The organism is Citrobacter sp. CK206 (genome assembly GCF_030333125.1).
GTDB lineage: Bacteria > Pseudomonadota > Gammaproteobacteria > Enterobacterales > Enterobacteriaceae > Citrobacter_B > Citrobacter_B koseri.
Genome location: NZ_JAOWGM010000023.1, coordinates 158,420 through 184,511, shown reverse-complemented (window position 1 = coordinate 184,511; position 26,092 = coordinate 158,420). Strand labels below are relative to the sequence as shown.

At 54.0% G+C, this 26,092-nt stretch carries 21 protein-coding genes and 1 pseudogene; 19 read left to right on the top strand and 3 right to left on the bottom strand.

The features are described from left to right. The first annotated feature begins 114 nt into the window (after positions 1 to 114). From ebgA to OGX81_RS07520, 6 genes are all read left to right on the top strand, one after another. Positions 115 to 3,207, top strand: coding sequence for a beta-galactosidase subunit alpha (gene ebgA, locus OGX81_RS07545; RefSeq protein ID WP_104868162.1), 3,093 nt, complete (start codon positions 115 to 117; stop codon positions 3,205 to 3,207). Then, positions 3,204 to 3,653, top strand: a complete 450-nt coding sequence (locus OGX81_RS07540; protein WP_049009427.1) for a beta-galactosidase subunit beta — start codon at positions 3,204 to 3,206, stop codon at positions 3,651 to 3,653. Before ebgA ends, OGX81_RS07540 begins: the two co-directional genes overlap by 4 nt. Before the next feature lie 67 nt (positions 3,654 to 3,720). Further along, positions 3,721 to 5,154 carry an amino acid permease gene (locus tag OGX81_RS07535; protein WP_104868161.1) on the top strand — a complete coding sequence of 478 codons (1,434 nt, stop codon included), beginning with the start codon at positions 3,721 to 3,723 and terminating at the stop codon, positions 5,152 to 5,154. Between the two features lie 88 nt (positions 5,155 to 5,242). Then, entirely contained in the window at positions 5,243 to 6,298 is a 1,056-nt protein-coding gene (ygjJ, locus tag OGX81_RS07530) for a protein YgjJ (RefSeq protein WP_373561836.1), read from the top strand. Between the two features lie 16 nt (positions 6,299 to 6,314). Beyond that, the gene (gene ygjK / locus OGX81_RS07525; RefSeq protein ID WP_104869102.1) at positions 6,315 to 8,666 is read left to right on the top strand and encodes an alpha-glucosidase; all 2,352 of its coding nucleotides are present in this window, start codon (positions 6,315 to 6,317) and stop codon (positions 8,664 to 8,666) included. A gap of 230 nt (positions 8,667 to 8,896) precedes the next feature. Then, positions 8,897 to 10,915, top strand: a complete 2,019-nt coding sequence (locus tag OGX81_RS07520; RefSeq protein WP_104868159.1) for an NADPH-dependent 2,4-dienoyl-CoA reductase — start codon at positions 8,897 to 8,899, stop codon at positions 10,913 to 10,915. Positions 10,916 to 11,007: 92 nt separating this feature from the next. Here the strand turns inward: OGX81_RS07520 and rlmG are convergent, their stop codons facing one another. Further along, on the bottom strand, positions 11,008 to 12,144 hold the full coding sequence (rlmG, locus tag OGX81_RS07515; protein WP_104868158.1) for a 23S rRNA (guanine(1835)-N(2))-methyltransferase RlmG: 1,137 nt from the start codon (positions 12,142 to 12,144) through the stop codon (positions 11,008 to 11,010). Between the two features lie 86 nt (positions 12,145 to 12,230). Here rlmG and OGX81_RS07510 point away from each other — a divergent pair, with 86 nt between their 5' ends. The 4 genes from OGX81_RS07510 (at position 12,231) to sstT (ending at position 16,583) form a co-directional block, all read left to right on the top strand. Further along, positions 12,231 to 12,734, top strand: a complete 504-nt coding sequence (locus OGX81_RS07510) for a M48 metallopeptidase family protein (RefSeq protein WP_012135226.1) — start codon at positions 12,231 to 12,233, stop codon at positions 12,732 to 12,734. 69 nt (positions 12,735 to 12,803) lie between these two features. Further along, complete coding sequence (locus OGX81_RS07505) at positions 12,804 to 13,790, top strand: Gfo/Idh/MocA family protein (RefSeq protein WP_104868157.1); 987 nt, start codon at positions 12,804 to 12,806, stop codon at positions 13,788 to 13,790. Positions 13,791 to 14,115: 325 nt separating this feature from the next. Next, complete coding sequence (locus tag OGX81_RS07500) at positions 14,116 to 15,084, top strand: TerC family protein (protein ID WP_012135228.1); 969 nt, start codon at positions 14,116 to 14,118, stop codon at positions 15,082 to 15,084. Positions 15,085 to 15,338: 254 nt separating this feature from the next. Further along, positions 15,339 to 16,583: a serine/threonine transporter SstT gene (gene sstT, locus OGX81_RS07495; protein WP_012135229.1), complete on the top strand. Its 1,245-nt coding sequence runs from the start codon at positions 15,339 to 15,341 to the stop codon at positions 16,581 to 16,583. A 270-nt stretch (positions 16,584 to 16,853) separates the two neighbouring features. On the opposite strand, the gene OGX81_RS07490 is transcribed toward sstT, so the two are convergent. Both OGX81_RS07490 and uxaC read right to left on the bottom strand, forming a co-directional pair. Continuing rightward, positions 16,854 to 18,341 (bottom strand): UxaA family hydrolase, encoded by a 1,488-nt coding sequence (locus OGX81_RS07490; RefSeq protein ID WP_012135230.1) that lies wholly within the window; start codon positions 18,339 to 18,341, stop codon positions 16,854 to 16,856. Positions 18,342 to 18,355: 14 nt separating this feature from the next. Continuing rightward, complete coding sequence (gene uxaC, locus OGX81_RS07485; RefSeq protein WP_104868156.1) at positions 18,356 to 19,768, bottom strand: glucuronate isomerase; 1,413 nt, start codon at positions 19,766 to 19,768, stop codon at positions 18,356 to 18,358. Between the two features lie 472 nt (positions 19,769 to 20,240). Here uxaC and OGX81_RS07480 point away from each other — a divergent pair, with 472 nt between their 5' ends. The 9 genes and pseudogenes from OGX81_RS07480 (at position 20,241) to OGX81_RS07440 (ending at position 26,090) form a co-directional block, all read left to right on the top strand. Beyond that, positions 20,241 to 21,542 (top strand): MFS transporter, encoded by a 1,302-nt coding sequence (locus OGX81_RS07480; RefSeq protein ID WP_024130972.1) that lies wholly within the window; start codon positions 20,241 to 20,243, stop codon positions 21,540 to 21,542. Positions 21,543 to 21,684: 142 nt separating this feature from the next. Then, a complete protein-coding gene (exuR, locus tag OGX81_RS07475; protein ID WP_012135233.1) occupies positions 21,685 to 22,461 on the top strand; it encodes a transcriptional regulator ExuR in 777 nt (258 codons plus the stop codon). A gap of 349 nt (positions 22,462 to 22,810) precedes the next feature. After that, on the top strand, positions 22,811 to 23,473 hold the full coding sequence (yqjA, locus tag OGX81_RS07470) for a DedA family general envelope maintenance protein YqjA (RefSeq protein WP_012135234.1): 663 nt from the start codon (positions 22,811 to 22,813) through the stop codon (positions 23,471 to 23,473). 3 nt (positions 23,474 to 23,476) lie between these two features. Further along, positions 23,477 to 23,860, top strand: a complete 384-nt coding sequence (gene mzrA, locus OGX81_RS07465; RefSeq protein ID WP_047461090.1) for an EnvZ/OmpR regulon moderator MzrA — start codon at positions 23,477 to 23,479, stop codon at positions 23,858 to 23,860. Between the two features lie 147 nt (positions 23,861 to 24,007). Further along, positions 24,008 to 24,376: a DUF1090 domain-containing protein gene (locus tag OGX81_RS07460; RefSeq protein WP_049010354.1), complete on the top strand. Its 369-nt coding sequence runs from the start codon at positions 24,008 to 24,010 to the stop codon at positions 24,374 to 24,376. Between the two features lie 41 nt (positions 24,377 to 24,417). Then, entirely contained in the window at positions 24,418 to 24,723 is a 306-nt protein-coding gene (locus tag OGX81_RS07455) for an ElaB/YgaM/YqjD family protein (protein WP_012135237.1), read from the top strand. A 2-nt stretch (positions 24,724 to 24,725) separates the two neighbouring features. Further along, a pseudogene (locus OGX81_RS07450) lies at positions 24,726 to 25,131 on the top strand (phage holin family protein). Beyond that, positions 25,121 to 25,420 carry a YqjK-like family protein gene (locus OGX81_RS07445; protein WP_012135239.1) on the top strand — a complete coding sequence of 100 codons (300 nt, stop codon included), beginning with the start codon at positions 25,121 to 25,123 and terminating at the stop codon, positions 25,418 to 25,420. The pseudogene OGX81_RS07450 and the gene OGX81_RS07445 overlap by 11 nt, the downstream one beginning before the upstream one ends. A gap of 277 nt (positions 25,421 to 25,697) precedes the next feature. Continuing rightward, positions 25,698 to 26,090, top strand: coding sequence for a DoxX family protein (locus tag OGX81_RS07440; RefSeq protein ID WP_012135240.1), 393 nt, complete (start codon positions 25,698 to 25,700; stop codon positions 26,088 to 26,090). The last annotated feature ends 2 nt before the right edge of the window (positions 26,091 to 26,092 follow it).

Here is a 26,092-nt window from a genome sequence, read left to right as displayed (position 1 = left end):
AAGTAAATCATTTTACCCACTACATTTTAGTAAAAATTTTACTAAAATCATTTCCCATAACGCACACTTACCATCGCCTTGAAGGGTTCCGACTTCGCTCCACAGGGAGGCATTATGAATCGCTGGGAAAACATTCAGCTGACCCACGAAAACAGACTGGCGCCACGCGCCTACTTTTTTTCTTATGACTCAATAGTCCAGGCTCGCACATTCGCCCGCGAAACCAGCAGCTATTTTTTGCCACTAAGCGGTCAGTGGAACTTTCAGTTCTTCGACCACCCGCTTCAGGTGCCGGAAGCCTTTACCTCAGAGTATATGCGTGACTGGGGAACAATTACCGTTCCGGGGATGTGGCAAATGGAAGGCCACGGCAAGCTGCAATATACCGACGAAGGTTTCCCGTTTCCGATCGATGTGCCGTACGTCCCCAGCGATAACCCCACCGGCGCTTATCAACGCATTTTCACGCTGAGCGAAGGCTGGCAAGGAAAGCAAACGCTGATTAAATTCGACGGCGTCGAAACGTATTTCGAAGTTTATGTGAACGGCCATTATGTGGGATTCAGCAAAGGCAGCCGCCTGACGGCAGAGTTCGACATCAGCGCAGTCGCGAAGACGGGCGACAACCTGTTATGCGTCCGCGTGATGCAGTGGGCAGATTCCACCTATGTTGAAGATCAGGATATGTGGTGGTCGGCGGGCATCTTCCGCGACGTTTATCTGGTTGGTAAACACACCGTCCACATTCAGGACTTCACCGTTCGCACCGATTTTGACGACGATTATCGCAATGCCACCCTCTCCTGTCAGCTGGTTCTGGAAAACCTGACCGCCGACCCGGCAATCGCTTCTCTGGAGTATGCGCTGTTTGACGGTGAGGATGTTGTACATGCAGGCGCCATCAACGCACTGACCATTGACCAGCGCATCAGCACCGACTTTGCCGTTAGTGTCCACGCTCCGCACCAGTGGTCCTCTGAGTCGCCGTATCTCTACCACCTGGTGATGACCCTGAAAGACGCCGATGGCAATACTCTTGAAGTGGTGCCGCAACGCGTGGGCTTTCGCGATATTCAGGTTCGCGACGGGCTGTTTTACATCAACAACCGCTACGTGATGCTGCACGGCGTCAACCGCCACGATAACGATCATCTTAAAGGTCGGGCTGTCGGCATGGATCGCGTTGAAAAAGATCTGCGGTTAATGAAACAACACAACATCAACTCGGTACGAACCGCGCACTACCCTAACGATCCACGTTTCTACGAGCTCTGCGATATCTACGGCCTGTTTGTGATGGCGGAAACTGACGTCGAGTCACACGGATTCGCTAACATCGGCGATATCAGCCGCATCACCGACGACCCGGCGTGGGAAACGGTCTACGTCGAGCGCATCGTGCGCCATATCCATGCGCAGAAAAACCACCCTTCTATCATCATCTGGTCGCTGGGCAACGAATCCGGGTACGGCTGTAATATTCGCGCGATGTACCACGCCGCCAAAGCGCTGGATGACACGCGCCTGATTCACTACGAAGAAGACCGCGACGCCGAAGTGGTGGATATCATCTCCACCATGTATACCCGCGTGCCGCTGATGAACGAGTTTGGTGAGTACCCGCATCCGAAGCCGCGCATCATCTGCGAATACGCCCACGCGATGGGCAACGGCCCCGGCGGACTAACCGAATATCAGAATGTCTTTTACCAGCACGACTGCATTCAGGGGCACTATGTCTGGGAATGGTGCGATCACGGTATCCAGGCGAAAGACGACGATGGCAACGTGTGGTACAAATTTGGCGGCGATTACGGCGACTACCCGAATAACTACAACTTCTGCCTTGATGGTCTGATTTACCCTGACCAGACGCCGGGCCCGGGTCTGAAGGAGTACAAGCAGGTCATTGCACCTGTAAAAATCCACGCGCAGGATCTGGAACGTGGCGAACTGAAAGTAGAAAACAAACTGTGGTTCACCTCCCTTGACGACTATACCCTGCATATTGACGTTCGTGCCGAAGGGGAGACGCTCTCCACGCAGCAGATCAAACTGCGCGACGTCGCGCCGAATAGCGAGGCGTTACTGCACTGCACGTTGCCAGCGCTGGATGGGCGAGAAACGTTTCTTAACGTCACCGTGACCAAAGACTCCCCCACACTCTACAGCGACGCAGGGCATCATATCGCCGCCTGTCAGTTCCCGCTGAAGGCCAGAACGGCGCCTCCTGTACCGTTTAGCCAGCCAAACGCGCGCGCGTTGACGCTGGAAGACGATCGTCTGAGCTGCACCGTGCGCGGCTACAACTTCCATCTGACGTTCTCAAAACTGAACGGGAAGCCAACCGCCTGGAACGCTAATGGTGAAGCGCTGCTGACCCGCGCGCCAAAAATCAATTTCTTTAAGCCGACGATTGATAACCACAAGCAGGAGTTCGACGGGCTCTGGCAACCAAACCATCTGCACATCATGCAGGAGCATCTGCGGGCGTTTACCGTCGAGCAAACGGAAGATGCGGTGCTGATTACCAGCCACACCCTTATTGCTCCGCCGGTATTTGATTTCGGCATGCGCTGTACGTATCGCTGGCGCATTGCGATGGATGGTCAGGTAAACGTCGCGCTTTCCGGCGAACCCTACGGCGAATATCCGCACATTATTCCGTGTATTGGCTTCACGATGGGAATCAATGGCGCCTTCGATCAGGTTGCCTGGTATGGTCGCGGCCCGGGAGAAAACTATGCCGACAGTCAGCAGGCCAACATCATCGACATCTGGCGCTCCACCGTGGATGACATGTTTGAGAATTACCCGTTCCCGCAGAACAACGGTAATCGCCAGCATGTACGCTGGGCGACGCTAACCAACCGCCACGGCAACGGCCTGCTGGTGGTGCCGCAACGCCCCATCAACTTCAGCGCCTGGCATTACACACCAGAAAACCTCTTTGTCGCGCAGCACTGCAATGAGTTGCAGCACTGCGACGACATCACTCTGAATCTGGATCATCAGTTGCTTGGGCTGGGTTCCAACTCCTGGGGAAGCGAAGTGCTCGATTCCTGGCGCGTCTGGTTCCGGTCATTCCGTTATGGCTTTACGTTGCTACCGGTGTCCGGCGGCGAAGCGACCGCCCAGGCTATCGCCAGTCATGCCTTCGGCACGGACTTCTTTTCCACAAATTTGCATAGCGAGAATGAAAAATGAGGCTCCTCGATAACTTAGAACAGTTCCGGCAGGTCTACGCCTCTGGTCGAAAATGGCAGCGCTGCATTGAAGCGATTGAAAATATCGACAACATTCAGCCCGGCGTCGCTCACTCCATCGGGGATTCTCTGACGTATCGCGTGGAAACCGACTCTGCCGCTGATGCGCTGTTTACCGGGCATCGCCGTTACGTTGAAGTGCATTACTACCTGCAAGGGCGACAAAAAATTGAATATGCTGCCAAAGATACGTTGCAGGTCGTTGAATATTATCGCGATGAAACCGATCGCGAATATCTGAAAGGTTGCGGAAACACCGTAGAGGTTCACGAAGGACAGATGGTGATTTGCGACAACCATGAAGCCTACCGTTTTATCTGTAATCACGCTGTAAAAAAAGTCGTACTCAAAGTGACCATTGAAGATGGTTATTTTCATAACAAATAAAAATAACGGGCGGCACCTGTGATGTGCCGCTGACTACCCTACAAAAATCAGGAATCGGAGATGTGTTATGTCTGATACCAAACGTAATACAATCGGCAAGTTCGGCTTACTCTCGCTTACCTTTGCCGCCGTTTACAGTTTTAATAACGTTATCAATAATAATATTGAGCTGGGGCTGGCATCGGCGCCGATGTTTTTCCTGGCAACGATTTTCTACTTTATCCCCTTCTGTTTAATTATTGCAGAATTCGTTTCATTAAATAAAAACTCTGAAGCAGGCGTTTATGCTTGGGTAAAAAGCTCCCTCGGCGGACGCTGGGCATTTATTACCGCCTACACCTATTGGTTCGTTAACTTGTTCTTTTTCACCTCGCTGCTCCCGCGCGTAATTGCCTATGCCTCTTATGCGTTCCTGGGCTACGAATATATTCTGACGCCGGTCGCAACAACCGTATTGAGTATGGTGCTGTTCGCCTTCTCAACCTGGGTTTCCACCAACGGGGCAAAAATGCTGGGGCCAATCACCTCCGTCACCTCCACGCTGATGCTCCTGTTGACGCTTTCCTATATTTTACTGGCCGGTACGGCGCTGGTGGGCGGCGTTCAGCCTGCCGATCCGATCACCGTGGAGGCGATGATCCCAAACGTTAACTGGGCGTTCCTCGGTATTACGACCTGGATCTTTATGGCCGCAGGCGGCGCGGAATCCGTTGCGGTGTATGTTAACGACGTAAAAGGCGGATCAAAATCATTTGTAAAAGTGATCATCCTGGCCGGGATTTTCATCGGTGTGCTTTATTCCATTTCGTCGGTACTGATCAACGTATTCGTGAGCAGTAAAGAGCTGAAATTTACCGGCGGTTCAGTACAGGTCTTCCACGGTCTGGCAGCCTGGTTTGGTCTGCCCGAACTGTTGATAAACCGCTTTGTCGGTCTGGTTTCTTTTACTGCGATGTTCGGCTCCCTGCTGATGTGGACTGCAACGCCGGTTAAAATTTTCTTCTCCGAAATTCCCGCAGGGATTTTTGGCAAAAAAACCGTCGAACTGAATGAAAACGGCGTCCCCGCCCGCGCCGCCTGGATTCAGTTCCTGATTGTCATTCCGTTGATGATTATCCCGATGCTCGGCTCGAATACCGTTCAGGAATTAATGAACACCATCATTAATATGACCGCAGCGGCCTCCATGCTGCCTCCACTGTTTATTATGCTGGCCTACCTGAATCTGCGGGCAAAAATGGAGCACTTACCGCGAGACTTCCGTATGGGATCGCAAAGAACCGGTATTATCGTCGTGTCGATGTTAATTGTTATATTTACCATCGGATTTATTGCCTCCACTTTCCCAACCGGCGGCAATATTATGACCATTGTTTTCTATAACGTGGGCGGTATTGTTATTTTCCTCGGATTCGCCTGGTGGAAATACAGCCGATACATTAAAGGACTCACAAAAGAAGAACAGGATATTGAAGCCGCACCCGCATCAAACATTAATTAACAGATTGATTTCATAACTATAAGAACCATTTTCACATTGGCTATAACAATAAAAAATATTTATTTTGGCTTAGGACAGAAGCATGAAAATGATGAAAAATATTCGCAGGGCAATGATTGCCCTGCCCTTCCTCTGTGTTTTTCCCCTGGCTGCGGAAGACGTTCATCCGGCAGAACACGACGACACAAAAATGCCAGCCGTCACCTCTCCCTCCTTTCGTTTTTACGGCGAGATGGGGCTGGGGGGATATATGGATTTAGAAGGACAGGATAAACATAAATACAGTGACGGCACCTATATTGAAGGCGGCCTGGAGATGAAATACGGCTCATGGTTTGGCCTGATTTATGGCGAAGGCTGGACGGTGCAGGCCGACCATCAGGGGAACGCCTGGGTTCCCGATCATAGCTGGGGCGGGTTCGAAGGCGGTATCAACCGTTTTTATGGCGGTTATCGTACTGATGACGGCACGGAACTGATGCTGAGCCTGCGTCAGGATTCCTCGCTGGATGACCTGCAATGGTGGGGCGATTTTACGCCGGATCTGGGCTACGTCATCCCCAATACCCGTGACATCATGACCGCGATTAAGGTGCAGAATCTGAGCGGCGCCTTCCGTTATAGCGTCACCGCCACGCCAGCCGGGCATCACGATGAGGGGAAAGCCTGGCTCCATTTCGGCAAATACGATCGCTATGACGATAAATACACCTATCCGGCGATGATCAACGGTTATATCCAGTACGATCTTGTCGAAGGCGTCACCTGGATGAACGGTCTGGAAGTTACCGACGGCACCGGGCAACTGTTTCTGACCGGCGTTCTCTCTCCCAACCTGGCCGCCCGCGCCTGGCACCACACTGGTCGCGCCGACGGTCTGGACGTGCCGGGCAGCGAAACCGGCTTTATGGTCAGCGCCATGTACGAAGCGCTAAAAGGCGTTTATCTCTCTACGGCCTACAGCTATGCCAGACACCGGCCAGACCATGCCGCAGACGAAACCACCTCTTTTATGCAGTTTGGCGTCTGGTACGAATACGGCGGCGGGCGTTTCGCCACCGCCTTCGACAGCCGGTTCTATATGCAAAACGCATCTGGCGATCCCAGCGACCAGATTTTCCTGATGCAATATTTCTACTGGTAATAAGGACATGAACACCATGAAAATCACGACGACCCTGACGCCGCTGACCTGCGCTTTGCTGATAAGCCTCTCCGCACATGCCGCCACTGCGGACGATTATAAAAATGTCATTAACCGCACCGGCGCGCCGGGCTATATGCATGATTACGATTACGATGATCACCAGCGTTTTAATCCGTTTTTCGATCTTGGCGCGTGGCATGGATACCTGCTGCCAGACAGCAAGGCCACGATGGGCGGCTTTCCCGGCGTCGCACTGCTGACGGAAGAGTACATCAACTTTATGGCCACCCATTTTGACCGTCTGTCGGTGTATCAAAACGGCCAACAGGTTGACTTTGCGCTTGAGGCTTACAGCATTCCCGGCGCGCTGATCCAAAAATTATCCTCAAAGGACGTGCAGGTTGAGATGACGCTGCGCTTCGCCAGTTCGCGCACGGCCCTGCTGGAAACGAAAATCACCAGCAAGACGCCGCTGGATCTGGTGTGGGACGGCGAGTTACTGGAAAAACTGGAAGCGAAAGAGGGAAAAGCGCTCTCCGATAAAACCATTGATGGAGAATACCCGGACTATCAGCGAAAAATCATCGCCACCCGTGATGGTCTGAAAGTCACCTTCGGCAAAGTGCGTTCCACCTGGGATCTGCTCACTTCCGGCGAATCTGAATATCAGATACATAAATCCCTGCCAACAGACACGAAGGTCAACGGCCACCGCTTTACCAGCAAGGCGCACATCAACGGTTCCACCACGTTTTATACCACCTGGTCGCATCTGCTCACCGCGCAGGAAGTGGATAACGAGCAGGCACAGATCCGCGACATTCTGGCTCGCCCGACTGACTATCTCAACGCATCACAAAAACGCTGGGAGGGCTATCTGCAAAAAGGCTTAACCAACCCGGACGCCACGCCAGAACAGACGCGGGTTGCGGTTAAAGCCATTGAAACGCTGAACGGCAACTGGCGCTCGCCAGGCGGCGCGATCAAACACCATACCGTGACGCCATCGGTCACTGGCCGCTGGTTTTCCGGTAATCAGACCTGGCCGTGGGACACCTGGAAGCAGGCCTTTGCGATGGCGCATTTCAACCCGGAAATCGCCAAAGAGAATATTCGCGCCGTCTTCTCCTGGCAGATTCAACCCGACGATCCGCTTCGCCCACAGGATGCGGGCTTCGTTCCCGACCTGATCGCCTGGAATCTCAGCCCGGAACGCGGCGGCGATGGCGGCAACTGGAACGAGCGCAACACCAAACCAAGCCTCGCGGCATGGTCAGTGATGGAAGTCTACAACGTCACCAAAGACAAAGCCTGGCTTGAAGAGATGTACCCGAAACTGGTGGCATACCATGACTGGTGGCTGCGTAACCGCGATCACAACGGCAATGGCGTCCCGGAATATGGCGCAACCCGCGACAAAGCCCACAATACCGACACCGGCGAAATGCTGTTTACGGTAAAACAGGGCGACAAGGAAGAGACGTTATCCGGGCTGAGAAACTATGCCCGCATCATCAGCGAAGGCCAGTACGACAGCCTGGAAATTCCGGCGCAGGTCGCCGCCTCCTGGGAGTCCGGGCGTGATGACGCCGCAGTGTTCGGTTTTATTGATAAAGCGCAGTTGGATAAATATGTCGCAAACGGCGGCAAACGCAGCGACTGGACGGTGAAATTTGCGGAAAACCGTCGCCAGGACGGCATGCTGCTGGGCTATTCGCTGCGACAGGAGTCAGTCGATCAGGCGAGCTACATGTACAGCGACAACCACTATCTGGCGGAAATGGCGACCCTCCTCAATAAGCCGAACGAGGCGCAGCACTATCGCCAGTTGGCGCAGAAGCTCGCGGATTACATCAACACCTGCATGTTCGATCCGACAACACACTTCTTCTATGATCTGCGGATTGAAGAAAAGCCGCTGGCAAACGGCTGTGCGGGGAAACCGATCGTTGAGCGTGGCAAGGGGCCGGAAGGCTGGTCGCCATTGTTTAACGGCGCTGCGACGCAGGCTCACGCCGATGCGGTTGTGAAGGTGATGCTTGACCCGAAAGAGTTCAACACTTTCGTACCGCTCGGCACCGCCGCGCTGACTAATCCGGCGTTCGGCGCGGATATTTACTGGCGCGGACGCGTATGGGTGGATCAGTTCTGGTTCGGATTAAAAGGCATGGCGCGTTACGGCTATCGTGATGATGCGCTGAAGCTGGCGGATACTTTCTTCAGGCATGCGAAAGGGCTGACCGCCGACGGGCCGATTCAGGAAAACTACAACCCGTTGACCGGCGCACAGCAGGGCGCGCCGAACTTCTCCTGGAGCGCCGCGCACCTGTATATGCTGTATAACGACTTCTTCAGGAAACTGTAATCTGAAATGCGATGCCGGATGGCGCTACGCTTATCCGGCCTACAGGAATCCGATCCGTAGGCCGGATAAGATGCGCCAGCATCGCCATCCGGCAAATTCGTTCTCTGGCCCCGCTCCTTTTTTGAATCCCATCACAATCATCGCATTCCCCTTTTCCCTTTTACGCCGCGACGGCTAAATTATTAACTCATCCGACCACATAACAATAATTTTACATACTGGACACACTTATGAGCTATCCGTCGCTTTTCGCCCCGCTCGATCTGGGCTTTACCCGGCTTAAAAACCGTGTGCTAATGGGTTCGATGCATACCGGGCTGGAGGAATACCCCGATGGCGCCGAACGGCTGGCGGCTTTCTACGCCGAACGTGCGCGGCATGGCGTCGCGCTGATCGTCACCGGGGGGATTGCCCCCGCACTGTCCGGGGTGGGAATGGAAGGCGGCGCTACATTAAATGATGCCAGTCAGCTGCCGCACCACCGCGTGATCACGGACGCCGTTCATGAGGAAGGCGGGAAAATTGCGTTGCAGATCCTGCATACCGGACGCTATAGCTATCAGCCGCATCTGGTCGCCCCTTCGGCGATCCAGGCGCCCATCAACCGTTTTACGCCGCACGAACTCACGCACGATGAAATCCTGCAACTGATTGACGATTTCGCCCACTGCGCCCAGCTGGCGCGGGAAGCGGGTTACGACGGCGTCGAGGTGATGGGTTCGGAAGGCTATCTGATCAACGAATTTCTTACCGTGCGCACGAACCAGCGCGACGATGAATGGGGCGGCGATTACGCCAGGCGTATACGTTTCGCGGTGGAAGTGGTACGGGCGGTACGCCAGCGCGTGGGCAGCGATTTTATCATTATCTACCGTCTGTCGATGCTCGACCTGGTGGAAAACGGCGGGACGTTCGACGAAACCGTACAGCTGGCGCAGGCCATTGAAGCGGCTGGCGCGACGCTCATCAACACCGGTATTGGCTGGCACGAAGCGCGTATCCCGACGATCGCCACGCCGGTTCCGCGCGGCGCCTTTAGCTGGGTGACGCGCAAACTGAAAGGCCACGTCACCGTTCCGCTAGTCACGACCAACCGGATCAACGATCCGCAAGTAGCGGACGATATTCTGGCGCGCGGCGATGCGGATATGGTATCGATGGCGCGCCCGTTCCTGGCAGATGCCGAGCTGCTGTCGAAAGCGCAATCAGGGCGGGCGGATGAGATCAACACCTGTATCGGCTGCAACCAGGCCTGTCTGGATCAGATCTTCGTGGGTAAAGTCACCTCTTGCCTGGTGAATCCACGAGCCTGTCACGAAACCAAAATGCCGATAGTTCCGGCTGAACATAAGAAAAGCCTGGCCGTCGTCGGCGCAGGCCCGGCGGGTCTCGCATTTGCCATTAACGCGGCGGCGCGCGGGCACGACGTTACGCTGTTTGATGCCCTGGCCGAGATCGGCGGGCAGTTCAACATCGCTAAACAGATCCCCGGCAAAGAAGAATTTTATGAAACGCTGCGCTATTACCGTCGGATGATCGAAGTGACCGGCGTGACGCTGAAGCTCAACCGGTTTGTCACCGCAGACGATCTGCAACCGTTTGATGAAGCGATCCTCGCTTGCGGGATCGAGCCGCGTAAACCGTCGATCGAGGGCATTGATCACCCGAAAGTGCTGACCTATCTTGAGGTGCTGCGCGATAAAACTCCCGTCGGGAAACGTGTCGCGATTATCGGCTGCGGCGGGATTGGTTTTGATACCGCGATGTACCTCAGCCAGCCAGGCGATCCCAGCAGCCAGAGCATTGCCGAGTTCTGCGTGGAATGGGGGATCGACACCAGTCTGCAACAGCCCGGCGGGTTACGCCCGGAAGGGCCGCATCTGTCTCGCAGCCCACGTCAGATTGTGATGCTACAGCGTAAAGCCAGTAAACCCGGTCAGGGGCTGGGGAAAACCACCGGCTGGGTCCATCGCGCAACGCTGTTGTCCCGCGGCGTAAAAATGATCCCGGCAGTCAGTTATCAGAAGATCGACGATGACGGATTGCACGTATTGATCAACGGCGAACCGCAGCTTCTGAACGTCGATCATGTCGTGATCTGCGCGGGGCAGGAGCCACGGCGCGAACTGGCGGAGCCGCTGCGCGCGTCAGGGAAAACGGTACACCTGATTGGCGGATGCGACGTGGCGATGGAGCTGGATGCGCGGCGGGCAATTGCGCAGGGAACAAAATTAGCGCTGGCGATTTAAGGGGCATTGCCTGATGGCGCTACGCTTATCCGGCCTACGGGGTAGCACGTTGTAGGCCGGATAAGGCGTTAGCCGTCATCCGGCACACGCTATTAGCGGCGGCGACCGATTTTGACCGCTTTCAACACCACAAATTTGTTATTGGTGGCGATGGTGGTGCAGTTACCGAAAATCTTCTTCAGCTTGTGGAAATAATCCAGGTGACGGTTCGCCACAATGTACAGCTCGCCGTTGATCTTCAGGCAACGGCGCGCATGGTGGAACATCTCCCAGGCAACGTTATCCGTCAGCGCATGTTTCTGATGGAACGGCGGGTTGCACAGCACGGCGTTAAAGCAGAAAGGCTCCACGCCGGACAAAGCGTTGTTAATCATAAACTCGCAGCGATCCAACGCTTCCGGCATGTTGGTTTCCACATTCAAACGGCTGGACGCGACCGCCATCGGCGATTCATCGACAAACACGACGCTCGCCTGAGGGTTCTTCGCCAGCAGCGTCAGGCCAATCACGCCATTGCCGCAGCCGAGATCGACGATCTCCCCTTCCAGATTTTCCGGTAAATGCTGCATAAAGAAGCGCGCGCCGATATCCAGGCCGGTACGCGAGAAAACGTTCGCATGATTGTGGATAGTCCAGTCGGTGCCGTCCAGTTTCCAGCTCAGCGTCTGCGGCGCATCCGCCAGTTCAGGCTTACTAAAGGTACAGTTGATCAGGCGCGCCTTTTTCCAGGCCAGCGTCGTGGTCGTGGGGCCGAGCACTTTTTCGAACAGTTCCAGCGTGGAGGTATGAATGTCACGCGCCTTTGCTCCCGCAATAATACGGGTCTGCGGAGTCACGACCTGGCGCAACGCGCGCAATTGTTGCTCCAGTAGCGCCAGCGTTTTCGGCACCTTAATCAACACGACGCCCGGCGCCGGCGGGTACGCGGCAGTGCTGTCGAGAAACTTCACGCTGGATTCGGCGATATCGTTGTGGCGTAAATTTTCGCGCGTCGCCAGCTCGCTTAAATACGAGTCGCCGATGCTGTATGGTGTATGTTCAGCCAGCGCGCAGCTTAATGCGCCAAAGGCATCATTCAGGATCAGCAGCGGGCCGCTGATTTCCGTGTCGTCTAACTGTTGCAGCAGATATTCATCCGCCGCTTCCCACGCCTGAAGCGGGTTAACGTCATCCGTTTCCGGGAAACGTTTCAGTGTCAGTGAACGGAAACCGTTGTCTACGTGGCTCATCGGCCCTCCTGAATGGTAAAATTTCGCTGTTATCCCTGAAAGGGTGCGTGAGTATACTCTTTTTTTAGATTTAATTTGGGGCTTTGATGGGTCAACTTACTTATCTCCACGGCTACCCGGAGAATTTACTGTCTCAGGTACGCACGCTCATTGCTGAACAGCGTCTGGGCGCAGTGCTGGAAAAACGCTACCCGGGAACGCATGATTTTGCGACCGATAAAGCGCTCTGGCAGTATACCCAGGATCTGAAAAGCCAGTTTCTGCGTAACGCCCCGCCGATCAACAAAGTGATGTATGACAACAAGATCCATGTGCTGAAAAATGCGCTGGGGCTGCATACCGCCGTTTCGCGCGTACAGGGCGGCAAGCTGAAGGCGAAAGCCGAGATCCGCGTCGCTACCGTGTTTCGCAATGCGCCGGAACCTTTTCTGCGAATGATCGTGGTTCACGAACTGGCGCATCTGAAAGAGAAAGAGCACAACAAAGCGTTTTATCAACTGTGCTGTCATATGGAGCCGCAGTATCACCAGCTTGAGTTTGATACCCGCCTGTGGTTAACGCATCTTTCGTTAAAGCAATCTGAGCAGTAGCGCACTGGCTTTGTCATAAAGGCATGCTAAATTGACGAAAGAATCCCTTTATGGAGCCTGAAGGCGTTTATGATACGTTTCGCTGTTATTGGCACAAACTGGATCACCCGCCAGTTTGTCGATGCCGCCCATGAAACCGGCAAATATAAGTTAACCGCAGTCTATTCCCGTCGCCTCGAACAGGCGCAAACCTTCGCCAATGATTATCCCGTCGAGCATTTATTCACTTCGCTTGAAGCAATGGCGCAAAGCGACGCCATTGATGCGGTGTATATCGCCAGCCCGAACTCGCTGCATTTCCCCCAGACTCAGCTCTTTTTAAGCCACAAAAAGCATGTGATCTGCGAGAAGCCGCTGGCCTCGAATCTGGCCGAAGTCGACGCCGCCATCGCGTGCGCGCGTGAAAATCAGGTCGTCCTGTTCGAAGCCTTTAAAACCGCCAGCCTGCCTAATTTTCAGTTGCTACAGCAGTCGCTGCCGAAAGCAGGAAGAATGCGCAAAGCCCTTATCAACTACTGCCAGTATTCTTCGCGCTACCAGCGCTATCTGGACGGCGAAAACCCCAATACCTTTAATCCGGCCTTCTCGAATGGCTCCATTATGGATATCGGTTTTTACTGTCTGGCGTCAGCGGTTGCGCTCTGGGGAGAACCGCAAAACGTTCAGGCATCCGCCAGTCTGCTGGAAAGCGGTGTCGATGCGCATGGCGTGGCGGTGCTGGATTACGGCGACTTCAGCGTCACCCTACAGCATTCCAAAGTGAGTGATTCCGTACTGCCCAGCGAAATCCAGGGCGAAGCCGGTTCTCTGGTCATTGAGAAAATTTCGGAATGTCAGAAAGTGTGCTTCATTCCACGCGGCGGAAAAACGCAGGATTTATCCGTTCCTCAGCATATCAATACGATGCTGTATGAGGCGGAACGCTTTGCACACCTGGTCGAAACCAACGAGGTGAACCATCCCGAGCTGACCGTCAGCCGTATCACGGCCAAACTGCTCACGGAGATCCGTCGGCAGGCGGGCGTCGTCTTCCCCGCTGATGACGCCACAGCGTAAAACAATGTAAAACAGATGTAACAGGCCATTGACTGATCGTATGGCCTGTCATATTTTGTTACGTGCAAAGGGGAGTAACTTCATTGTCGGTCGATCGTCATTACGATGTGTGAAAAACCACATCCGGTCGCCGGGCAATAAGAAAGTGATGTGCCTTCATGTCTTTGATTGATGACGAAGCCGATTCGCCATCACCCGTGGAGTGAGTACATATCACTTTCTTGTTGTAAGTGAGACCTTGCCGGAAGGCGAGGTCTATGCATATAAAAAGCAGCGGCTGACGTCTTTCGACGTTGGCCGTTTTTTTTATGTGTAAGGAAATTCTATGAATACTGTCGGCACACCGTTGTTATGGGGCGGATTCGCTGTCGTTGTGGTGATTATGCTGGCTATCGACCTTCTGTTGCAGGGGCGTCGTGGCGTACATACGATGTCCATGAAGCAGGCGGCGGCCTGGTCTCTGGTCTGGGTGACGCTTTCATTGCTGTTCAACGCCGCCTTCTGGTGGTATCTGGCGGAGACCCAGGGCCGGGCGGTGGCCGATCCGCAGGCGCTGGCGTTTCTCACCGGTTATCTGATCGAAAAATCGCTGGCCGTTGATAACGTCTTTGTCTGGCTGATGCTGTTCAGCTACTTCTCTGTTCCGCCTGCCCTGCAACGCCGGGTTCTGGTGTATGGCGTACTTGGCGCCATTGTTCTGCGTACGATTATGATTTTCGCCGGTAGCTGGCTGATCGCCCAGTTCGACTGGATACTGTACCTGTTCGGCGCTTTCCTGCTGTTTACGGGTGTGAAGATGGCGCTGGTGAAAGAGGACGAATCCGGCATCGGCGACAAACCGCTGGTTCGCTGGCTGCGTAGCCACCTTCGCATGACCGATACCATCGAAAACGAGCATTTCTTTGTGCGTAAGAATGGCTTGCTGTTCGTGACGCCGCTGATGCTGGTTCTGATTCTGGTGGAACTGAGCGATGTGATTTTCGCCGTCGATAGCATTCCGGCCATCTTTGCCGTGACTACCGACCCGTTCATCGTCCTGACCTCCAACCTGTTTGCGATCCTGGGTCTGCGCGCCATGTACTTCCTGCTGGCAGGGGTAGCAGAGCGCTTCTCGATGCTCAAATATGGTCTGGCCGTCATTCTGGTCTTTATCGGTATTAAGATGCTGATCGTCGATTTCTACCACATTCCGATCGCCATCTCGCTGGGCGTGGTGTTCAGTATTCTGGTGATCACGCTGATTGTTAACGCGTGGGTAAATCGCCAGAACGATAAAAAGCAGCAGCTACAGTAAGACCCTGCCCGGCAGCGCCATGTCTGCCGGGCTTACAAAAACCACGGTCGTGGGTTGAGTACACGCAGCACTACCCGATAACATGTAAATGTTTAGTTAAAAAATATGACGCAGTACGTAAATTCCAGCATTTTACGCTTTCCCAATCCCCATCTTTCCTTATACTCACTCAGGCAAACACTTTGTTACATCCTGAAAGATGCGCCAACAGAGCGTGCAAAGGATGAACAACATCACACTGAAAGGATCATGAAATGACTACGCAACGTTCATCGGGGCTACTCCAGCGTTTGGTTCAAGGGAGCCTGGTTAAACAAATTTTAATTGGGCTTATACTGGGAATTTTACTGGCTTTAGTTTCAAAACCTGCCGCAGAGGCAACGGGTCTGCTGGGCACCCTGTTCGTTGGTGCGCTGAAAGCTGTCGCGCCGGTTCTGGTACTGACGCTGGTGATGGCGTCTATCGCCAACCATCAACACGGTCAGAAAACCAATATTCGCCCGATTTTGTGGATGTATCTGCTCGGCACATTTTCAGCCGCGCTGACGGCGGTTGTGGTGAGCTTCCTCTTTCCGTCCACGCTGCAACTGACGACTGGCGCCACGGATATCACGCCGCCGAGCGGCATTGTCCAGGTTATACACGGGCTGCTGATGAGCATCGTTGCGAACCCGATCCATGCGCTGATCAACGCCAACTACATCGGTATTCTGGTGTGGGCTATCGGCCTGGGCTTTGCGCTGCGCCACAGTAATCAAACCACCAAAAATCTGGTGAACGATCTGTCCGACGCCGTCACCTTTATTGTGAAACTGGTGATTCGTTTCGCGCCGATCGGTATCTTTGGCCTGGTCGCCTCAACGCTCGCCACTACGGGCTTCTCAGCGCTGTGGGGCTATGCGCAACTGTTACTGGTGCTGATTGGCTGTATGGCGATTGTGGCGCTGGTCATCAACCCGCTGCTGGTCTTTTTACAGATCCGCCGCAACCCGTATCCGCTGGTTCTCACCTGCCTGCGTGAAAGCGGCGTGACCGCCTTCTTTACCCGTAGCTCCGCTGCAAATATTCCGGTGAATATGTCGCTGTGCGAAAAACTGAATCTGGACAGAGATACCTATTCTGTTTCCATCCCGCTGGGAGCAACCGTCAATATGGCCGGTGCGGCAATCACGATTACCGTGCTGACGCTGGCGGCGGTGTATACGCTGGGTATTCCGGTTGATCTGCCGACGGCGCTGCTGCTAAGCGTGGTGGCATCGCTGTGCGCATGCGGCGCTTCCGGCGTGGCGGGCGGTTCACTGTTGCTGATTCCGCTGGCGTGCAACATGTTCGGTATTCCGAACGAAATCGCCATGCAGGTGGTTGCGGTTGGCTTCATTATCGGCGTGTTGCAGGACTCCTGCGAGACCGCAATCAACTCCTCTACCGACGTTATGTTTACCGCCGCGGTATGTCAGGCGGAAGACGCGCGTTTAGCGAAAAGCGCGCTGCGTAGCTAAATAACCACAAGCCTGATGGCGCTACGCTTATCAGGCCTACAACGACTCCCACTCGTAGGCCGGGTAAGACGTTCACGTCGCCATCCGGCATTTTTCATTGCCTGATGGCGCTACGCTTATCAGGCCTACAACAGCCCCACACATAGGTCGGATAAGACGTTTACGTCGCCATCCGGCATTTTTCGTTTCCTGATGGCGCTGCGCTTATCAGGCCTACAACGCCCCACACGTAGGCCGGATAAGACGTTTACGTCGCCATCCGGCATTTTTTTACAGCGTTACGCCGCTTTTGAAAATCGCCAGCTCGCGGAAATCATTGCGCTCATTGCAGGTCTGCTTGCCGTTGGCAAACGCCACAATCGTATCCACAAATTCATTCAACAACTGCGGCATCGCCTTACCGTGAATCAACTGCCCGGCGTCAAAATCGATCCAGTGCTTCTTCTTCGCCGCCAGTTCGCTGTTGGTGGCGATCTTCACCGTCGGGACAAACCCGCCATATGGCGTACCGCGGCCGGTACTGAACAACACCATGTGGCAACCCGCGCCCGCCAGCGCGCTGGTGGCGACCGCATCGTTGCCCGGCGCGCTTAACAGATTCAGACCGCGCGTTTTCAGGCGTTCACCGTAGCGCAGCACATCCACAACCTGGCTGGAACCCGCCTTCTGCGTGCACCCCAGAGACTTGTCTTCCAGCGTCGTAATCCCGCCCGCCTTGTTACCCGGCGACGGATTCTCATAAATCGGCTGGTCATGAGCGATAAAGTATTGCTTGAAGTCATTGACCATTGTCACCAGTTTTTCAAACGTCTCTTCATCACGGCAATGGCTCATCAACAGCTGTTCTGCACCGAACATTTCTGGCACTTCCGTCAGCACCGTCGTCCCGCCGTTAGCGATAACATAGTCGGAGAAGCGCCCCAGCATCGGGTTCGCGGTAATACCGGACAACCCATCTGAACCGCCGCATTCCAGACCAAACTTAAGTTCGCTCAGTTTGCCCGGCACGCGTTTGTCATGGCGCATCACGTTATACAGCTGATGAAGATGCTCAACGCCCGCCTCCACTTCATCGTCCTGCTGTTGGCAGGTCATAAAATGAACGCGTTCAGGGTCGAACTCGCCCAGCGTCTCGCGAAAGGCATCCACCTGATTGTTTTCGCAACCCAGTCCAATCACCAGCACTGCCCCCGCATTCGGGTGACGCACCATGTTTTGCAGCATGGTGCGGGTGTTGATGTGATCGTCGCCAAGCTGAGAACAGCCGTAGGTGTGGCTGAAGAGGAAAACGCCGTCAGTTCCTTCGGCATCAAAAGTCTCTTTCAGGAAACGGTTCTGGATCTGCCGCGCAATGCCGTTGACACAGCCGACGGTCGGCAGAATCCACAGCTCATTGCGCACGCCGACATCTCCGTTGGCACGGCGGTAAATCTGCACATCGCGATCCGCCGGTTGTACTTCAGGGGCCTGAAAATCGGGTTGATAGCTGTACTCATCCAAATCGCTGAGGTTAGTCCGGGTATTGTGGGCATGAATATGCTCACCCGCCGCGACGTCCACCAACGTATGGCCGATAGGCAGGCCATATTTGATGACGTTCTCCCCCTGCGCAATATCGCGTAAGGCAAACTTATGACCGCGTACGACATCCTGGCGTAGCGTCACGGTATGGTTATCGACGCTGACCTCAGCGCCCTGCGTTAAATCGGCCAACGCTACCGCAACGTTATCCAGCGTATGGATCCTGATGTATTGCATATCAACCCCAGACCTTAGTTCAGTTCAATGGCGAAATAGTCGCGCGCATTGTTGAAGCAGATGTTTCGTACCATTTCACCCAGCAACTGGATATCCGCCGGCGCTTCGCCCGCGTTAACCCAGCGGCCTATCATCTGGCACAGGATGCGACGGAAATATTCGTGACGGGTATAAGACAGGAAGCTGCGGCTGTCGGTCAGCATACCGACGAAGCGGCTCAGCAGGCCAAGCTGCGCCAGTTGCGTCATCTGACGCTCCATCCCGTCTTTCTGATCGTTGAACCACCAGCCGGAACCAAACTGCATCTTGCCCGGCATCCCTTCGCCCTGGAAGTTGCCGATCATAGTGCCCAGCACCTCGTTATCGCGCGGGTTCAGACAGTACAGGATAGTTTTCGGCAGCAGATTTTCTTCATTCTGCTTGCTCAGCAATTTTGACAGCTCTTCCGCCAGCGGACGATCGTTGATGGAATCGAAGCCGACATCCGGCCCCAGCAGTTTGAACTGGCGCTGGTTGTTATTACGCAGCGCGCCGATGTGGTACTGCTGTACCCAACCGCGACGCGCATATTCCGCGCCCAGCCACACCAGTACGGCCGTTTTGAACTGCGCGACCTCATGCTCGCTCAGGGTCTCGCCCGCCAGACGGCGTGCCAGAATGCTGTCCAGTTCAGCGTCGCTGGCTTCAGCAAACATAACGACGTCAAGCGCGTGGTCAGAAACCTTACAGCCGTGGGCGGCAAAATGATCCAGACGCTGAGTCAGCGCGGCTTGCAGATCGGTGAAGCGGCGAATATCGGTATCCGATGCTTCGCCCAGCTTCGTCATGTAATCGCCAAAGGTTGCCTGCTCAATGTTGAACGCTTTATCAGGGCGCCAGCTCGGCAGCACTTTAACGGTGAACGCGCTGTCTTTCGCGACCGTGGCGTGGTGCTCCAGCGAATCGACAGGATCGTCGGTAGTGCCGACCATTTTTACATTCATCTGCTGCATGATTCCCCGCGCGGAGAATGCATCCTGCGCCAGCAATTCATTGCAACGATCCCAGATCTCATCTGCCGTCGCAGGCGACAGCAGCTTACCTGTAATACCAAATGGGCGACGCAGTTCAAGGTGCGTCCAGTGATATAACGGGTTGCCGATCGTGTGCGGCACCGTGGCGGCCCAGGCGTCGAACTTCTCACGATCGGACGCATCGCCCGTACACAGACGCTCAGCAACGCCGTTGGTGCGCATCGCCCGCCATTTATAGTGGTCGCCTTTCAGCCAGATATCATACAGGTTGTTAAAACGGTAGTTTTCCGCGATCTGCTGCGGCGGCAGGTGGCAATGATAGTCGAAGATGGGCTGATCTTTTGCGTAATCATGGTACAGACGGCGGGCAAACTCGGTATCCAGCAGAAAATCTTCAGTCATAAACGGGGTCATTATCGTCTTCCTCTCAACGAGTGCGTCAGATTGCTTATGTTTTGATGCTGTCAAAGTTATCACACCAATTTCCAGACCCTGAAGATATTTTCGTGAGTTGGATCAATAAAAACCAACAAATAAATTACCCCTAAAAGAGTAAACAGCGCTCCAGGCCGCGCCATTGCTGGTATTTCTAAATCGAAATAATGACCACACTAAGAATCCTGCATTTGTGATGTCACTCACCTTTTGAAGTTGTATGACAAGTTATCTTTCTGGCCGTCGCGATACATAAGCCGACGGAATGCAAAGTTATCGATGGTTAAGACATCGAATTGACCGGTACGGAAACCGAATTAGCACGATGACTCATGGCAACGTTCGGGGCGTACCGGCTTTTTTTCGGTTATCCCGTCGTCAATAACTTCCCCGCTCAGCGCAGGAAGATAACCGCGATTGTTGCGGAAATAACAAAACGATGAGGTTTTACATGCGTAAAATTAAAGGGTTACGTTGGTATATGATTGCACTGGTGACATTAGGCACCGTGCTGGGCTATCTGACGCGTAACACTGTGGCGGCGGCTGCGCCAACGCTGATGGAAGAGTTACACATCTCCACACAACAGTATTCCTATATCATCGCAGCCTATTCTGCTGCTTACACTGTCATGCAACCCGTAGCCGGTTACGTACTGGATGTTCTCGGTACGAAGGTGGGTTACGCCATGTTCGCCGTTCTGTGGGCCGTATTCTGCGGCGCAACCGCACTAGCTGGAAGCTGGGGCGGCCTGGCGCTGGCGCGCGGCGCGGTCGGCGCTGCTGAAGCCGCGATGATCCCGGCTGGCCTGAAAGCCAGCTCTGAATGGTTCCCGGCAAAAGAACGCTCTATTGCGGTCGGCTACTTTAACGTCGGCTCTTCCATCGGCGCGATGATTGCGCCTCCGCTGGTCGTCTGGGCTATCGTGATGCATAGCTGGCAGATGGCGTTTATTATTTCCGGCGTGCTGAGCTTCATCTGGGCAATGGCCTGGCTGGTGTTCTATAAACACCCGCGCGACCAGAAAAAGCTGACGGATGCAGAACGCGACTACATCATTGGCGGTCAGGAAGCGCAGCACAAAGACAATACTGCGAAGAAAATGTCTCTCGCGCAGATCCTGCGTAACCGCCAGTTCTGGGGTATCGCCCTGCCACGTTTCCTCGCGGAACCGGCATGGGGAACCTTCAACGCCTGGATCCCGTTGTTCATGTTTAAAGTGTACGGCTTTAACCTGAAAGAGATCGCCATGTTCGCCTGGATGCCCATGCTGTTTGCCGACTTAGGCTGCATCATCGGCGGTTATCTGCCGCCGCTGTTCCAGCGCTGGTTCGGCGTAAACCTGATCGTCTCCCGTAAAATGGTCGTTACCCTGGGCGCGCTGCTGATGATTGGCCCAGGCATGATCGGCCTGTTCACCAGCCCGTATATCGCCATCATGCTGCTTTGCATCGGCGGTTTCGCTCACCAGGCGCTGTCCGGCGCGCTGATTACGCTCTCTTCTGACGTCTTTGGCCGTAATGAAGTGGCAACCGCGAATGGCCTGACCGGGATGTCCGCCTGGCTGGCGAGCACATTGTTTGCTCTGGTGGTCGGCGCGCTGGCTGACACCATCGGCTTCAGCCCACTGTTCGCGGTACTGGCGGTGTTCGACCTGCTCGGCGCGCTGGTTATCTGGACGGTGCTGCAAAACAAACCGGCCAGCGAGGCGGGGCCAGGGTCACAGGTCAATCGCCCCGCAACGCAAAGTTGACCTGACCTGCGCCATCATCCAACAAGGTTTACTCATCCAAAGCCGCCTGTTAAACAGGCGGCTTTTTCAACGGTACAAGTGGAGCCAGCCTCGCAAAAGTGGTATAACAAATATAGTCTGCCGTCTTATGCCTGGAGCGCATATGGAAATCACCGAACCACGACGTTTGTATCAACAACTTGCTGCTGACCTGAAAGAGCGCATCGAACAGGGCGTCTACCTTGTGGGCGATAAACTCCCTGCCGAACGCTTTATTGCCGATGAGAAAAACGTCAGCCGTACGGTGGTTCGTGAAGCGATTATCATGCTGGAGGTCGAAGGCTACGTAGAAGTCCGCAAAGGTTCCGGCATCCACGTCATTTCAAATCAACCGAAATATTATGTCGCCCCGGATGAAAACCTTGAGTTCGCCAATTATGGCCCGTTCGAACTTCTCCAGGCGCGCCAGTTGATAGAAAGCAATATTGCCGAGTTTGCCGCCACGCAGGTGACGAAACAGGACATCATGAAGCTAATGGAAATCCAGGAGAAAGCGCGTAACGAAAAATGTTTCCGCGACTCCGAATGGGATCTCCAGTTCCATGTGCAGGTCGCGCTGGCGACGCAAAATACCGCGCTGGCTGCCATTGTCGAAAAAATGTGGACTCAGCGCGTACATAACCCGTACTGGAAAAAACTGCACGATCATATTGATTCACGCACCGTCGATAACTGGTGCGACGATCATGACCATATTCTCAAGGCGCTGATTCGCAAAGATCCTCATGCCGCGAAACTGGCAATGTGGCAGCATCTGGAGAACACCAAACAGATGCTGTTTAACGAAACCAGCGACGATTTCGAATTTAACGCCGACCGCTATCTTTTTGCTGAAAATCCCGTTGTTCATCTGGACACCGCCGCTAACGGGGCAAAATAGACAATCTTACGCTGGCAGGCGCATCAGGGCGCCTGTCTGCGACGCCGCTCAGTAAGCGTAAGATATAAAGTGTCAGCCTGTGTAAATCCTCTCGCCACCCACCTTTGTGATAAGCAAAATCATATTTTAACGACGTGCGATTTCTATAACGGACTACGTCGACCTTTGTTACAATTAGATGCATTTTGAATTTTTGTGTGTTAGTGCTTGCTTACTTCACAACTTAACAAGGAATGGTTCAGGCCGCGATTTTGCGCCCGTCCGCAACCCAAGTAAAAAATGAATAATGTTGCGGTATTGCAAACTCAAAAAACCGGCGTGACGTTAACCGATTCTCCAGGAATACTGAATGGAACTATTGACTCAATTACTGAATGCCCTGTGGGCTCAGGATTTTGAAACACTCGCCAACCCTTCCATGATTGGCATGCTTTATTTCGTACTATTTATGATTTTGTTCCTAGAAAATGGGTTGCTTCCTGCCGCCTTTTTACCTGGTGACAGTTTGCTGGTGCTGGTCGGCGTACTTATCGCCAAAGGCGCAATGGGGTTTCCGCAAACGCTCCTGCTGTTAACCGTGGCCGCCAGCCTGGGCTGCTGGGTCAGTTATATTCAGGGGCGATGGCTGGGCAACACGCGTATTGTACAAAACTGGCTGTCGCATCTGCCCGCGCATTATCATCAGCGCGCTCACCATTTGTTCCATAAACATGGTCTGTCCGCGCTGTTAATTGGCCGTTTTATCGCTTTCGTTCGTACCTTGTTACCCACTATCGCGGGTCTGTCCGGCCTTAATAACGCGCGCTTTCAATTCTTTAACTGGATGAGCGGGTTGTTGTGGGTCCTGATCCTGACCTCGCTGGGTTACTTGCTGGGCAAAACGCCTGTATTCCTGAAGTACGAAGACCAACTGATGTCATGTCTGATGCTGCTGCCGGTGGTGCTGCTGGTCTTTGGGCTGGCGGGTTCGCTGGTGGTGCTCTGGAAAAAGAAATACGGAAATCGGGGATAGAGTATGGTGAAACCACGCATAACGCTTCGACAACTGGCCTGGACAACCTCTTTTCTCGTGCTGATGAGCGTGCTTTTTCTCGTCTGGTCGACCATTCGCCAGCAGGAATCCACGCTGGCCATTCGCGCCATCCATCAGGGCGTCAGTATGCCGGACGGCTTTTCCATCTGGCATCATCTGGACGCTAACGGCATTCGCTTCAAAAGCATCACGCCACAAAATGACGCGCTGCTCATTACGTTTGACTCCAGCGCGCAAAGCGCGGCGGCTAAGGCCGTGCTGGACAGAACGTTGCCGCATGGCTATATCATCGCCCAACAGAACGGCGACAGCCAGGCCGTACAGTGGTTGACCCGCTTACGGGATAACCCACATCGCTTCGGTTAATTTCCAGGAATCCGAATCATATCACCCACTTTGGTGATTTCGCCGTTTACTGACTATGATTAATAAGGCGGACTTATTGTCCGCCGTGTTATGACCTGGATCATCGTCCCCCGGTAACGGGTTCGAATCACAATGGAAGGTTCAAGAATGAAATACCGCATCGCTTTCGCTATTACCCTTTTCACGCTCAGTGCAGGCAGCTATGCCAATACCCTCTGTCAGGAAAAAGAGCAGGATATACAGAAGGAAATTAGCTACGCCGAAAAGCACAACAACCAGAACCGCATTAATGGTTTGAATAAAGCGCTCAGCGAACTCAGAGCAAACTGCACCGACAGTAAACTGCGTGCTGACCATCAGAAAAAGATCGCAAAACAAAAAGATGAGATTGCTGAACGTCAGCGTGATCTGGTCGAAGCAAAACAAAAAGGCGATGCGGATAAAATTGCGAAACGTGAACGCAAGCTGGCTGAAGCTCAGGATGACCTGAAAAAGCTTGAGGCACGCGACTACTAAGTCAAATCAAACGTTAACGACTCACTCACCTGGAGAAAACTATGTCGAAAGATAACACTACGGAACATCTGCGCGCTGAGTTGAAATCCCTGGCTGATACGCTCGAAGAGGTGCTTAGCTCCTCTGGCGATAAGTCGAAAGAAGAGTTGAGTAAGATTCGTAGCAAAGCCGAGCGCGCGCTGAAAGAAAGCCGCAACCGTCTGGGCGAAACCGGCGATGCGATTGCCAAACAAACCCGCGAAGCCGCAGCGCGCGCTGACGACTATGTACGCGAGAACCCGTGGACGGGCGTCGGCATTGGCGCAGCCGTTGGTGTGGTGCTGGGCGTACTGCTGACGCGTCGTTAATTATGGCGGATTCTCATCACGCGCAGGGGCCAGGCAAAAGCGTTCTGGGCATCGGGCAGCGGATTGTCACTATCCTTGTTGAGATGGTAGAAACCCGACTGCGACTGGCGGTTGTGGAACTGGAAGAGGAAAAAGCGAATCTCTTTCAGCTTCTGCTGATGCTGGGGCTGACCATGCTTTTCGCGGCGTTCGGTCTGATGAGCCTGATGGTGCTTATCATCTGGGCGGTTGACCCTCAGTATCGCCTCAATGCGATGATCGCCACCACCGTTGTGTTGCTGGTTCTGGCGCTGATCGGCGGACTCTGGACGTTACACAAAGCCCGCCAGTCAACGCTGTTACGCCATACGCGTCATGAACTGGCTAACGACCGGCAAATTCTGGAGGATGATAAGCCGTGAGCAGTAAAGTCGAACGTCAAAAGCGTAAGGCGTTGCTGCTCAGCCAAATCCAGCAGCAAAGGCTGGACCTTTCAGCCGGTCGTCGCGACTGGCTGGAAGCGACGGACAGCTGGGATCGCGGCTGGAACACGCTGATCAGCCTGCGTTCCTGGGCGCTGGTCGGCAGCAGCGTTATGGCTATCTGGACAATTCGCCACCCAAATCTGCTGGTGCGCTGGGCAAAACGCGGTTTTGGCATCTGGAGCGCCTGGCGGCTGGTCAAAAGCACGATCCGAAAACAGCAGCTGCGCGGCTGATTCCTGCACCCTTCCTCCTCGCCATCCGGCATAACGCCCGATGGCGCTACGCTTATCGGGCCTACGCATTGCTGTTGATCCAATAAGGTGTTTACACCGCCATTCGGCAATCTGTGCCCTGTCACTCAAAATTTTTGAAAATTATTGACAGTTTTCCTTGCTAACAATTGTTACATGTCACGTTTATGATTCTCTCCATCAACCGCAACGACGCGACATTCCGCGTGATTGCACAAAAAATGAAATCAGCAGCCTGAGTGGTTCCCTGGAGAGTAAAATGAAAAAATTAGAAGATGTTGGTGTACTGGTAGCGCGCATTCTGATGCCCATTCTGTTTATCACCGCAGGTTGGGGAAAAATCACCGGTTATGCGGGTACCCAACAATACATGGAAGCGATGGGTGTTCCGGGGTTCCTGTTACCGCTGACTATCCTGCTTGAGTTTGGCGGCGGTCTGGCGATTCTGTTCGGTTTCCTGACCCGTACAACGGCGCTGTTTACCGCAGGCTTTACCCTGCTGACCGCGTTCATCTTCCACAGCAACTTTGCGGAAGGCGTGAACTCACTGATGTTCATGAAAAACCTGACCATCGCAGGCGGTTTCCTGCTGCTGGCCATCACAGGTCCGGGCGCATTCAGCATCGACCGCGTCCTGAATAAAAAGTGGTAAGC